At 44.5% G+C, this 13212-nt stretch carries 10 protein-coding genes and 1 pseudogene; 7 read left to right on the top strand and 4 right to left on the bottom strand.

Annotation, left to right across the window (positions count from 1 at the left end; all coding sequences use genetic code 11):
* Positions 1-7 precede the first annotated feature (7 nt).
* Positions 8-1396, top strand: coding sequence for a DNA repair protein RadA (gene radA / locus AC0L46_RS11180; protein ID WP_473503647.1), 1389 nt, complete (start codon positions 8-10; stop codon positions 1394-1396).
* Here the strand turns inward: radA and AC0L46_RS11175 are convergent.
* From AC0L46_RS11175 to AC0L46_RS11165, 3 genes are all read right to left on the bottom strand, one after another.
* A complete protein-coding gene (locus tag AC0L46_RS11175) occupies positions 1380-1673 on the bottom strand; it encodes a DUF1289 domain-containing protein (protein ID WP_317004895.1) in 294 nt (97 codons plus the stop codon). The genes radA and AC0L46_RS11175 overlap by 17 nt on opposite strands.
* Before the next feature lie 18 nt (positions 1674-1691).
* Entirely contained in the window at positions 1692-2291 is a 600-nt protein-coding gene (locus AC0L46_RS11170; protein WP_414680638.1) for a COG3904 family protein, read from the bottom strand.
* 231 nt (positions 2292-2522) lie between these two features.
* On the bottom strand, positions 2523-4013 hold the full coding sequence (locus tag AC0L46_RS11165) for a CoA-acylating methylmalonate-semialdehyde dehydrogenase (protein WP_473503645.1): 1491 nt from the start codon (positions 4011-4013) through the stop codon (positions 2523-2525).
* Positions 4014-4204: 191 nt separating this feature from the next.
* On the opposite strand from AC0L46_RS11165, the gene AC0L46_RS11160 reads away from it, so the two are divergent.
* From AC0L46_RS11160 to AC0L46_RS11145, 4 genes are all read left to right on the top strand, one after another.
* The gene (locus AC0L46_RS11160) at positions 4205-5113 is read left to right on the top strand and encodes a LysR family transcriptional regulator (RefSeq protein WP_473503643.1); all 909 of its coding nucleotides are present in this window, start codon (positions 4205-4207) and stop codon (positions 5111-5113) included.
* A 171-nt stretch (positions 5114-5284) separates the two neighbouring features.
* A complete protein-coding gene (locus tag AC0L46_RS11155; protein ID WP_473503641.1) occupies positions 5285-6400 on the top strand; it encodes an efflux RND transporter periplasmic adaptor subunit in 1116 nt (371 codons plus the stop codon).
* Complete coding sequence (locus tag AC0L46_RS11150) at positions 6400-9489, top strand: efflux RND transporter permease subunit (protein ID WP_473503639.1); 3090 nt, start codon at positions 6400-6402, stop codon at positions 9487-9489. Before AC0L46_RS11155 ends, AC0L46_RS11150 begins: the two co-directional genes overlap by 1 nt.
* 122 nt (positions 9490-9611) lie before the next feature.
* Positions 9612-10592, top strand: coding sequence for a LysR family transcriptional regulator (locus AC0L46_RS11145; protein ID WP_414680643.1), 981 nt, complete (start codon positions 9612-9614; stop codon positions 10590-10592).
* 64 nt (positions 10593-10656) lie between these two features.
* Here the strand turns inward: AC0L46_RS11145 and AC0L46_RS11140 are convergent, their stop codons facing one another.
* Positions 10657-10878, bottom strand: a complete 222-nt coding sequence (locus AC0L46_RS11140; RefSeq protein WP_473503636.1) for a DUF1653 domain-containing protein — start codon at positions 10876-10878, stop codon at positions 10657-10659.
* Between the two features lie 154 nt (positions 10879-11032).
* On the opposite strand from AC0L46_RS11140, the pseudogene AC0L46_RS11135 reads away from it, so the two are divergent.
* Together AC0L46_RS11135 and astA are read left to right on the top strand one after the other, a co-directional pair.
* Positions 11033-12045: pseudogene (locus tag AC0L46_RS11135) on the top strand (arginine N-succinyltransferase).
* 95 nt (positions 12046-12140) lie between these two features.
* A complete protein-coding gene (gene astA / locus AC0L46_RS11130) occupies positions 12141-13184 on the top strand; it encodes an arginine N-succinyltransferase (protein ID WP_473503634.1) in 1044 nt (347 codons plus the stop codon).
* Positions 13185-13212 lie beyond the last annotated feature (28 nt).

Below are 13212 nucleotides of genomic sequence, written 5' to 3'. Positions count from 1 at the left end.
TATTTTCATGGCTAAAGCAAAAACAGCCTTTGTATGCAATGAATGCGGTGCTGACTACGCAAAATGGCAAGGTCAGTGCCAAGCCTGCAAAGCCTGGAATTCCCTATCTGAAATTCGCCTAACGTCGACGAAAACTTCGGCGCGAGTGTCGGCAGCTCAAGACCCTCGCTATCAAGGTTATGCTGGAGCAACAACAGGTATTCAAAGCCTATCGGATGTGGACTTATCTGACGTACCACGTTTTAGCTCAGGTGCCAGTGAGTTTGATCGGGTGCTCGGTGGCGGTCTCGTTCCTGGTGGCGTTGTTTTGATTGGCGGCAGCCCCGGAGCAGGTAAAAGTACATTATTACTGCAAACCATGTGCTGGTTAGCTCAACAACAGAGCGCCTTGTATGTCACAGGTGAGGAATCGCTACAACAGGTTGCTATGCGCGCTCACCGCCTTGGTTTGCCAACACAAAATTTAAAAATGCTTTCAGAAACCAATGTAGAAAGCATTTTAAACACAGCTCAACAGTTGAAGCCAAAAGTCATGGTAATCGACTCCATTCAGGTTATGCATTTGGATGGTATTGAATCAGCGCCTGGTAGCGTTTCACAAGTTCGAGAAAGCGCCGCTGTATTAACCCGCTTCGCCAAGCAAACTCAAACAGCAGTCTTGCTTGTTGGCCATGTGACAAAAGATGGGACGTTAGCTGGACCAAAAGTCCTTGAGCACATGGTGGATTGCTCAGTTCTCTTAGAAGGCTCTGAAGACTCTCGCTTTCGAACACTTCGTGGTATGAAAAACCGTTTTGGTGCGATCAATGAATTGGGCGTTTTTGCCATGCTGGAAAGCGGACTAAAAGAAGTCAAAAACCCAAGCTCTATTTTCTTAAATCGAAGCAATCAACCCGCGGCTGGCAGCCTAGTCATGGTGGTTTGGGAAGGTACTCGCCCTCTGCTTGTAGAGTTACAAGCCTTGGTGGATGACTCTGCCTTTGGTAATCCTCGACGAGTTACCGTAGGTTTTGACCACAACAGACTCGCCATGTTGCTCGCTGTACTTCACAAACATGGCGGCCTGCATACAGCAGATCAAGACGTATATTTGAACGTTGTTGGCGGCGTAAAAGTACTGGAAACCAGTGCTGACCTCGCCGCTATTTCGGCGGTAGTTTCCAGTTTCAGGGACAGAGTCTTACCGCACGATTTAGTCGTACTCGGGGAAGTAGGTTTGTCTGGGGAAATTCGCCCCGTACCATCAGGACAAGAACGTATCAGCGAAGCCGCTAAACATGGCTTTACACGAGCGGTCGTGCCTAAAAGTAACTGCCCTAAGAAACCAATCGAAGGAATGAAAGTTATTGGTGTCGAGCGTTTATCAGAAGCGTTAGACGCTATTTTTGAGAATTAACTAGAAAGGGAAAAAGTGGGCTAACGCTCTCTTCTTCCATACCGTAAGGCAGCGCCTTATCAAGATTCGCTTCTAAGCGTTCTTGGCGCGCCTTCAATAAACGAGCACGGCGTTGTTTGCATAAGTCTAAGATATGGTGTCGATCTTCATTCGATAAGGAAAACCAATGAAAGCGCTCGTCTCGGCTACGCAAGCATCCTTTGCAAAAACCTTTAGCACTGTTCTCGCAAACACCTTTGCAGGGGCTTTCTATCACAAACATTTCGATTTGTTCCATCTGCCCCTCCATTTACCTTTACTGCGTCACTAGTTGATAATCGTACATTTCTTCAGGAGACAAAAAGTACACTCTGTCTTCGGGCGCAGCCTCAAGCGAGAACCAATAAAACCGCTCCGGCACACCCATTTCTAGGTAAAAATTCACATAAGCTGCATGGACTGGATCCATTGGATCTAAATTAGCGGCTTTAACTTTTGTCCCATCAGACCAAGCGTGAACGCCAACACCCGCGCCAGCACCAATCAGCCTTTCAACACCTCCTAAGAATAGATCAACACCACCAGAAAGCACAAAACCCGTTGGTGCAATCTGTGTGTTCAAACCTAAACGTCGAATCAAACGCGCCCCTTCCATTGTTGCTTGCTGATCAAAAGAACCGCGAATATCCACCAAGACTAAATCCGTCACATTAGGGTTTTCTTTGATAAGATCACTTAATCGATCAACAAGGTCGCTGTCTAAAACACCCGATAGATAAGCAACATCGTCCGTCACTTCAACACTTAATTCCCCACCCGGTTCAATACCTTCTCGATGAGAAGATGCAGCACAACCAACCAATGACACTGTGAGTAACATGATGAACAACTTAGCTACAAACAAACGGAGATTCATGACCTAGACGTTGCTCCAAAAAGTGAAAAAATATAACAACATTGCGTCAGATTAGATCAAAACACGTACAAATAAAACCTATTCCCTACCAATTACAAACTCATGAATAAAAACGCTTGGCTATCAAAGTACCAAGCAGCAAATAAAAAAAGGCTGCTTATCAAAAGATAAACAGCCTGAAAGACACTTCTAATATGATTGCCTAAATTAAGGCATAGAAATGCACGGGATCTATGATGGGAAAGAGAAGCTCTTACCTTCTCGCACGCCAGCCGAAGGCCAACGCTGAGTAATAGTTTTGCGTTTAGTGTAAAAACGTACCGCATCTGGACCATAAGCATGCAGATCACCAAACAGTGAACGCTTCCAACCACCAAAACTGTGGTACGCAACAGGAACAGGCAGTGGCACATTAATACCAACCATGCCGACTTCAATGTGATCAGAGAAATAACGCGCCGCTTCACCGTCTCGCGTAAAGATACAGGTTCCGTTGCCATATTCATGGTCATTGATCAGCGCCATGGCCTCCTCCATCGTATCAACACGAACCACTTGCAAAACAGGACCAAAAATTTCCTGCTGATAGCTGTCCATTTCCTTGGTTACGCCGTCAATTAACGTCGCACCAACAAAGAAGCCATTTTCATAACCAGCGACATTTGGATTACGACCATCCACAACGATAGTCGCACCTTGAGCTTCTGCGCTATCAATGAAACCAACAACTTTGTCCTTATGCTCTTTCGTAATAACTGGGCCAAAATCGTTGGTTTTATCTGAGCATTCACCCACTTTCAGTGGCTTCATAGCTTCGGACATTTTATTGATCAAAATATCCCCTGCTTCTTTGCCAACCGCCACCGCGACAGAAAGCGCCATGCAACGCTCGCCAGAAGAGCCAAACGCCGCACCTAGCAACTGACTAACGACGTTATCCATGTCTGCATCAGGCATGACAATCGCGTGGTTCTTCGCACCGCCTAATGCCTGACAACGTTTGCCATTCGCACTGGCCTTGCTGTAGATGTATTCTGCAATAGGCGTAGAACCAACAAAACTCACCGCTTTCACGCGAGTGTCTTCTAATAAAGTATCGACTGCTTCTTTGTCGCCGTTTACCACATTAAAAACACCCGGTGGCAATCCAGCTTCGTGTAAAAGCTCAGCGATAAACAACGCGGTACTTGGGTCGCGTTCCGATGGCTTTAGAACAAAAGTGTTACCGCAGACAATCGCCATTGGAAACATCCATAAAGGCACCATAGCAGGGAAGTTAAATGGCGTAATACCCGCCACCACACCTAACGGTTGAAACTCACTCCAAGAATCTATATTTGGGCCGACGTTTTTACTGAATTCCCCTTTTAATAATTCTGGTGCGCCGCAAGCATATTCAACGTTTTCAATACCACGCTGCAATTCGCCTGCTGCGTCATGGCAGATTTTTCCATGTTCAGCGCCAATCAACTCGCAAATTTTATCTGCGTGTTTTTCTAATAAGGCTTTGTAATTAAACATCACACGAGCGCGCTTCAATGGTGGAGTATTTCGCCATTCAGGATAAGCCGCCTGAGCAACCGCAATGGCTTCCTCTACTGTTTCTTTCGAAGCAATAGCGACTTTTTTAGATACCAAACCTGTCGCTGGATTAAACACATCTTGAGTGCGTGCCGCCTCTTGTGACGACTTACCGCCAATCAAATGTCCGATAATTTCCATGAAAAACTCCAAAGTTTTTAAACTAAAACATTTCTCTTAATGCTTTTCTTTAAAGAGAAAAGCCGTCTGTATTGACTCCACTATGCCAGAGTAATAGATTATAAAAAGTCTATTTTATTAACTCTTAGTTAATCTTTTAGTTAACTAAATATCATCCAAATGATGTAACTCAAACCGCAAAAGGCAACGCCATGAAAAAGTTTAATAGCCAAGTCAGTGACGCCGACCTCAGGATTTTAAGAATCTTTAAAACCGTCGTTGAGTCTGGTGGTTTCTCCGCCGCCGAAGTAGAACTCAACATTAGCCGAGCTGCCATTAGCATTGCCATTTCTGATTTGGAAACACGATTAGGGTTCCGCCTTTGCCAGCGAGGAAGATCAGGATTTTCTCTGACGAACGAAGGCAGCCAAGTTTATGAACATACTTTGCAGCTTTTATCGTCCATTGAAGATTTTCGCACTCACATCAATGCGTTACATCAGCATTTGAAAGGCGAATTAAACATAGGTATCACAGACAACTTAGTGACTTTGCCCCACACACGAATTACCAAAGCCTTGGCTGGACTTAAAGACAAAGGCCCTCAGGTCACTGTGAACATTCGGATGATTCCACCAAACGACGTGGAAAGAGGTGTTTTGGATGGCACATTGCACATCGGCATAGTGCCTGATTTGAAAATCCTCAGTGGACTAGACTACAGTCATCTTTATCAAGAAGAATCCAAACTTTATTGCAGTGACACTCACCCACTTTTCACTGTGGATGACAAACAATTATCGAAAGCAAAACTTAAAGATTTTGATGCGGTGTTGCCAGCTTATGCACAAACGCCAGAAATCAAAACACAACATCAACCACTCACCGCCAGCGCAACCGCTACAGACCGAGAAGGCATCGCCTTTCTTATTCTAACGGGGCGTTATATTGGCTTTTTGCCAGACCACGTTGCAGAACGCTGGATTCGTGATGGCCGCATGCGCGCCATTTTGCCAACACAATGTCATTATGTAACGCAATTTTCCTCGATCACCCGAAAAGGTGCACGCTCGAATCTGGTGTTAGAAACCTTCCTAGAGGAACTTGCAAAGACTCAATAGCTTGGCAATTCATCAATTTTTGATAAAACCACATCAATAAATCCCACGCTCATCCATAGAGATATTCCTTCAGAGGAATATCTTTAATATATATTTAAAAATTCATATCCGTATTCAAGAGATATAAAATACTTTCATCTTACTATTTTCAAATAATTTACGGAGCAATGCATGAATCGCGTAACGCGCATAAATATGATGGCTGGCGCTGCAATAACCCTAGCGTTATTACTGGCTGGCTGTTCATCTGATGAAGCTGATGTGGCAACAGAAGAAAAAGAAATCATTCGTCCAGTCAAACTCCTCACTATAAAATCCACCGATGCTGTCAATATTCGTCGCTTCCCTGCTGAGTTACAGGCAAGTGAAGAAGTAGACTTGGCTTTCCGCGTTGGCGGTCAAATTATCAAGTTAGATGCAACGTCTGGACAGCGAGTTAAAAAAGGCGATTTGTTGGCGACGCTTGACCCAACTGACTTCCAATTACAAATTGAATTAGCACAAGCCAATCAAAGTCTAGCGGAATCCCAGTTCAAACGAATTCAAACCATGTTGGAACAGAATGCGACAACGCGTTCTCAGTACGACTCTGCGAAAGCCACACTAGACCAAGCGAATAACGCGCTTCAAACAGCAAAAAATCAACTTAAATACACCAAGGTTTACGCGCCATTTGATGGTGTTATCGCGTCTGTTGATACTGAAAACTTCCAATATGTCAGCGCGACACAAAAGCTGATGCATATTCAGAACATAGACAAGTTAGAAGTTAGCTTCCAAGTACCAGAAGGTTTGGTTGTGAGCATTCGCTCTACTCAATCAGATTACACGCCAAGAGTCGTTGTTGATGTAGCACCAGAAGACCTTCTATTTGGTTCTTACAAAGAACATAAAACAACGCCTGATCCAAACACCAAGGCGTACGATGTAACCTTAAACCTAATTCGCAAAGACAAAGGTGTACACACGCTTTTACCAGGCATGACTGCCAACGTCGATATGGATTTGAACCAGCTATTAGGCGAAATGAAGCATTACACTGTGCCTGTTGAAGCTGTGTTGCGTCACGAAAACACCACAACAGGAAAATCAGAAAGCGCAGTTTGGGTTTTCAATGAAAACACGAATAAAGTCGAATCTCGCCCAGTGAAGCTCGGTGTTTTGCAAGGTGATTCAATCGAGGTCGTCGAAGGTCTTAAAGAGAACGATCGCGTTGTAACCGCCGGCGTTCACACTCTCACTGAGTCAATGCAAGTTCGTCCTTGGACACGTGAGAGAGGTCTATAATGGATATTGCAGCGTATTTCATGAAGCGCAAGGTTACCAGTTGGATGGTCACCTTGATTCTTCTAATTGGTGGTGCCTTAGCATTCACCAGTTTAGGACAATTAGAAGACCCTGAGTTTACCATCAAGGATGCCTTGATCATCACAACCTACCCAGGCGCTTCACCAGAACAGGTGGAAGAAGAAGTCACCTACCCGATTGAGCGCGAGCTTCAAAACCTACCTTATGTGGATAAAATCACCTCCACGTCAAAAGCAGGTTACTCAAAAGTTCAATTAACGATTAAAGACACATACCGTGCCAAAGAGCTGAAACAAATTTGGGATGAAGTCCGCAAGAAAATCAGTGATATTTCTGGTGGCTTCCCAAGTGGTGTTAGCACGCCAACTGTGTACGACGACTTCGGTGATGTATACGGCGTTATGCTGGCCATTCATGGTGACGGCTACCCATACAAAGACTTGGAAAATTACGTTGATTTCATCAAGCGTGAGCTTGTTTTGGTGGATGGCATTGCGAAAGTAAGCGTTGCCGGTGAACAAAGCGAACAGGTTACGATTGAGATTTCACGTTCTAAATTAGCCAATATGGGCATTGCGCCTAGCCAATTACAAACTCTATTGGCGAACCAAAACAGTGTATCCAATGCTGGCAGTGTCAAAGTGGGCAGCGAGTACGTTCGCATTAGCCCAACTGGCGAATTTAAAGACATTTCTGAATTAGAAAACCTCATCATAGGTAAACCGATCGATGGCAACCTCATTCGCTTAAGTGACGTTGCAACGATCAAACGTGAATACTCTGATCCTCAAACACATTTGGTGAACTTCAACGGTGAGAAATCCCTGTTGTTGGGTATCTCATTCTCTTCTGGTGTGAACGTAGTAAAAATCGGCGAACAACTAGAAAACCGCATTGAAGAACTTAAATACCAACAGCCAGTTGGCATGGAAATGGATGCTATTTATTTCCAATCAAAAGAAGTGGATCGCTCTGTTTCTAACTTCCTACTGAACCTAGTTGAAGCTGTCGGCATCGTTATTCTTGTGCTTTTGGTTTTCATGGGGATTCGCTCTGGTATCTTGATCGGTCTTATCTTGTTGCTGACCATTCTTGGCACCTTTATCGTCATGGATTACTTCAGTATCAACCTGCAAAGAATCTCGTTAGGTGGTTTGATTATTGCCCTCGGGATGTTGGTCGATAACGCCATTGTGGTAACCGAAGGCATACTCATCGGTTTGCAACGTGGTATGACAAAGCTCCAAGCGGCAAGCTCTGTAGTTAAACAAACAAAGTGGCCTTTATTAGGTGCAACCATCATCGCCATTACCGCTTTCGCGCCGATTGGTTTGTCTCCTGATTCGGTCGGTGAATTTGTTGGTTCACTCTTTTATGTATTGCTCATTTCACTGTTCTTAAGCTGGATTACAGCCATAACGCTAACGCCTTTCTTCTGCGATCTATTCTTCAAAGAATCCATTGCAAAAGCGGACAACGAAGGCGAGCAAGAACAAGAGAAAGTCGATCCATACAAGGGCTTCATGTTCACAGGCTATAAGTGGTTGTTAGACAAGGCCATGCATTACCGTTGGCTCACTGTCATCGTATTGATTGGATGTTTGTTTACATCTGCTTGGGCTTTCCAATTTGTGAAGCAAGCTTTCTTCCCGCCTTCTACCACGCCAATGTTTTACATGGACGTGCAGATGCCAGAAGGCACGCACATTGACGATACTTACGCGAAAGTGTCGAGCATTGAGAAGGAATTGCTGGAAGATGATCGCATTGAATACGTGACATCCACAACGGGGCAAGGCGCATTGCGCTTCATGCTGACCTACAACGCAGAGCAGACAAACTCTAGTTATGCTCAGTTTATTGTCCGCACAAAAAACAAAGAAGTGATTCCACAGTTGTTCGAGGAGCTTCATTTCAAAATGAAGGAAGACTACCCTGAACTAGAAGTGAAATTACAGCGCCTTCAATTAGGGCCTTCAAGTGGCGCGAAAATTGAAGCTCGTATCAGCGGACCAGATCCTAAACTGTTGCGTCAGTTTAGTGCTCAAATCCAAGAGATTTACCGAGCAGACGGCGGCCTAGAAAGCATTAAAGACAATTGGCGTCAGCCAGTGAAAGTGCTTCGCCCTATTTTCAATGATGCTCAAGCACGCCGTTTGGGAATCAGTAAAACCGACCTAGACAATGTGTTGTTGACCAACTTCACAGGCTCTCGTATCGGCTTATATCGTGAAGGCACAGATTTATTGCCTATCATGCAAACGGTTCCTGAGAACGAAAGATTGTCGATTGACCAAATTCGTGACTTGCAAATTTACAGTCCGTCTTCTGGCTCATACGTAACGCTTTCAACTTTGGTGTCTGGATTTGAAACCACATGGGAAAACCCAATCATCGAACGTCTTGATCGCAAACGTACCATTACCGTAATGGCAGACCCTAATATTCTAGGTGACGAAACGGCTATGGCTGTATTCAGCCGTATTCGTGGCGATGTTGAAGCCATCGAGCTTCCACCAGGTTATAAGCTAGAATGGGGTGGTGAATACGAAAGCAGCACAGACGCTCAAGCGAATATTTTCAGTGCCTTGCCAATGGGTTACTTGTTTATGTTCATCATTACCGTGTTGCTGTTCAACTCGGTTCGTGTGCCACTTACCATTTGGTTCTGTGTGCCTTTGGCCTTGATCGGTGTTTCTACTGGCTTGCTTGTGATGAACTCGGCGTTTAGCTTCATGGCATTGCTAGGCTTCTTGAGCCTATCGGGCATGACGGTGAAAAACGGTATCGTTTTGGCCGATCAAATTAACTATGAACTTGAACAAGGCACAGAAAAATACGAGGCGATTTTCAACTCAGCAGTGAGTCGTGTACGCCCTGTTTGTATGGCGGCGGTGACAACTATTTTGGGTATGATCCCATTATTGTTCGACGCTTTCTTTGAAGGCATGGCCGTTGTTATTTCATTCGGACTAGGGTTCGCAACCATTTTGACCTTGATTGCTGTCCCTGTGTTTTATGCACTCATGTTCCGAGTGAAGTATCGCCCACATAATGAATTTGATTAATCGATCTGAAAACGTCGACAAATCAGTCATGACTGAAGGGATTAAAAGAGCTTTGACCCATTTGCGTCAAAGCTCTTTACTTACCTACAACACACAGAGCATTCCACTCTATAGGGAACCTTATGCAACTAGACGACATCTTAAAATTAGACATTAAGTTACTCGTCGCCTTTGCTACCATCATGGAAGAAGGCAGCGTATCGAGAGCCGCAGAGAAACTTGGCGTCACTCAACCTGCGCTCAGCAAAAGCTTACAAAGATTAAGAGAATTATTTAAAGACTCTCTTTTTACTCGTCAAGCCTATGGTTTAACACCGACAGCGCGAGCCTCTGAATTACACGACTTAATACAGCCTATTTTAAGCTCTCTCTCTGAGTTGATGAGTCCAAACACCTTGGATTTAAAAAGCCTTGATCGTCGCTTTAAGCTACGCGTTGAAGAAGGCGATTTAGAGAACTTTATCGAACCACTATTAACCTCCATACAGAATGAAGCGCCTGGCGTAAGGCTCGCTATCACCTCATGGGGCGATTCCCAGTTTGAAGAGTTTATCTCTGGTCACGTTGACCTTGGCATTATTAGACACAACGACACACCAGGAAACATTCGCAGTAAATTGGTCGGCCACATGGAAGGTTGTATCGTTTTAGGCGAAGCTCACCCACTGTTCCACCAAGACGAAGCATCATTACAAGACTTGCTCGATCATAAAGTGGTAAAACCTCATTGGCGACATAACCGCAAAAGTTCATTTACAAGAACGGAGCAGAAGCTAAGAGAAAAGGGCTACAAACTTCAACCTACCTTAGAAACCGACAGTTTGATGGCCACTATGCAGGCCGTAAAACAAGGTATGGCTTTGGTGACATCTCGATCTATTGGTGATTTATTTTTGCAGGTAATGTGTCCGCAAGGCGCGATTACGAAAGTAAAGGTTTTGCCTGTACCGAAAGAAGTGATCGAATTGGATGAGAATAAAGGTCGTCTTCCTATTCATATTTTATGGCATGAGCGCTTCAATAATGATTTAGCGCATCGTTGGCTGAGAGAGCAAATCATCCACTTTATGCGTGAATCCCCGTGGATGCATCCGCCAATTTAACACTGGTTTAATCACCCTGACTGTCACCAGTCAGGGCTTTCATTTATAAACGACTCTGTCTTAACTAAACAGCACCGCGTTCAGCTCTCACCCATTCAAAGCGAGGAATACTCTCTTGGTTGATAACAACGGATTCTTTAAACATGCTTAATGGTCTTGCCCACCAGCCAAAATCACCGTACAAGGCTTGATAAATCACCAAACTCTCTTCTGTTTCGCTGTGTTTTACCACACGCTCAACCCAATATTCCGCACCTTTATAATGCTGATAAACGCCTTGCTTCATTTTCTAACTCTCTATACTTTTTAAAAATCGACTAAAATAAGCCATTATTCAGAAAAAACTGTCGCTAATTAGAAAGTTTTGCTCTTACGCCCTTTTTGTAACTCAGCAATAATGAACACATAACTAGCCAATTAACCGATTTCAGGATTTTCCTATGTATCTAGTACGTCCAGTTGACTTTGCTGACCTTCCCGCACTAGAACGCCTTGCTCAACAAGCTGGCATCGGCATTACCAACTTCCCTGCAAACAGAGACAGACTGAACGATAAAATTGCGTCTTCTCGTCGATCCTTCCAAATGGACGTTGTTCAGCCGGGGGATGAATCCTACTTGTTTGTTCTGGTTGATACCAGCACAGATGAAATCGTTGGCTGCTGTGGCATAGAAGCAATGGTCGGTATTGATACTCCTTTTTACAGCTATCGCATTGATGAAGTGGTTCATGCATCGCCACAATTGCAAATTCACAACCGAATCCCTGCTCTATTTTTATGTCACGACTACAGCGGCACCAGCCGCCTGATTGCTTTAGTAGTCGACAAAGCACACCAAAACCAAACGGCTATGTCCTTGTTATCAAAAGCAAGATTGCTCTTTATTGCTCGTCATCCTGAGCGTTTTACAAAGCGCATTTTTGTTGAGTTGCGTGGCGAAAGTGACAAACATGGCTATTCAGCGTTTTGGGACGCTCTTGGAAAGCACTTTTTTCCATGGACTTCCAAAAAGCGGACTATCTTTCAGGGGTGAGTAATAAACATTTTATTGCCGACTTAATGCCGCGTTACCCAATTTATGTGCCGACACTGCCTGAAAACGCTCAAGATGCGATTGGCGTCATCCACGAAGACTCCAGCCAAAGCGCAGACATATTATTAGACGAAGGGTTTGAGTTCCGCGGTTATGTAGACATTTTTGACGCAGGGCCAACTATTGAAGCACGAACAGAAAGCCTAAAAACCGTTGCCAATCAAAAAACAGGTAAGGCGTTAACTTTAACGGATACATCTAAAGGCCCAATGCACATCATCGCAGCAGGTCATTTAGAAAGCTTTAGAGCCACTGCCGCTCGCGCAGAATACCAAGCAGCAGGCTTAAGTTTAGAAGAAGCAACCCAAGAACACTTGGCCGTTTCACCGGGTCATCGCATCCAATGGGCGAAGCTTTAAACACAATTTTTATGAGCTTTTGTGGTGCCACTTCAATGAAAGAGATCACAAAAAATTATCACAGCAGATTTACTGGATTTTAGAGGAATACAATCATGATGGTCATACGCCCAATTAATCAAAATGACCTGAAGTCGCTTTACCGACTTGCAGAACAAACCGGCATAGGTTTTACCTCTTTGGTCGCAGATGAAGCCATTCTACAAAAGAAAATCGATGGCGCCGTACGCTCTTTTTCCAAAGAAGAAGTGACATCGCCATCAGAAGAAGACTATCTAATGGTGCTAGAAGACTCTTCCACTGGCCAAGTTGTCGGTACTTGCGGCATATTGGCGACCGTCGGCTTAGAAGAACCTTTCTACAGTTACCACTTAGGCACAATCACCCACGCCTCTCGCGAGCTTGGCGTGCATAACGCGGTTCCAACTCTGATCCTAAACAATGACTTCACTGGTTGCAGTGAAATTTGCACCTTGTTTTTGGAAGAAGGCTATCGCCACTCTAAAAACGGACAACTATTGTCTAAAGCCCGTTTCATGTTTATGGCGCAATTTCCTGAGCGCTTCACGGAAAAAGTATTCGCAGAAATGCGTGGCGTGAGCGATGAAAACGGCGTATCGCCTTTATGGGAAAGTTTAGGACGCCACTTCTTCTCTATCGACTTTGTCAAAGCAGACGAATTAACAACACAAGGCAACAAGCAGTTCATCGCTGAATTAATGCCGAACAACCCTGTATACGTCAATCTATTGCCGAAAGAAGCTCGTGATGTGTTGGGCGAAGTTCACACCAATACCGCGCCAGCACGTCGCCTTTTAGAACAAGAAGGCTTCCGCTATGAAAACTACGTGGACATTTTTGACGGCGGCCCAAGCCTAGAAGCCAGAGTGGAAGACATTCGCGCCGTACGAAACAGTCGTTTATGTTCCGTTGAAATAGGTGAACACACTGAATCCGAAGAAGGCAGCCATTATCTGGTTTCCAATACCAAGGTAACAGACTTTCGATGCATATTGGTTAAGCGCAATACATCGCCTGTAGAAGAGATAAAGTTAACTCAAGAAGAAGCTGACGCACTTCAAATCAAGGCGGAAGAAGCTGTTCGTGTGGTGGAGCTATCTCCAAACACAAGTCGCTAACATTCAACTACTACGGAAAAAAGCCTTT

This window comes from Marinomonas sp. 15G6-16, from assembly GCF_055809555.1.
The sequence above is the reverse complement of the archived record's forward strand: the minus strand, read 5'-3'. Positions and strand labels throughout refer to the sequence as shown.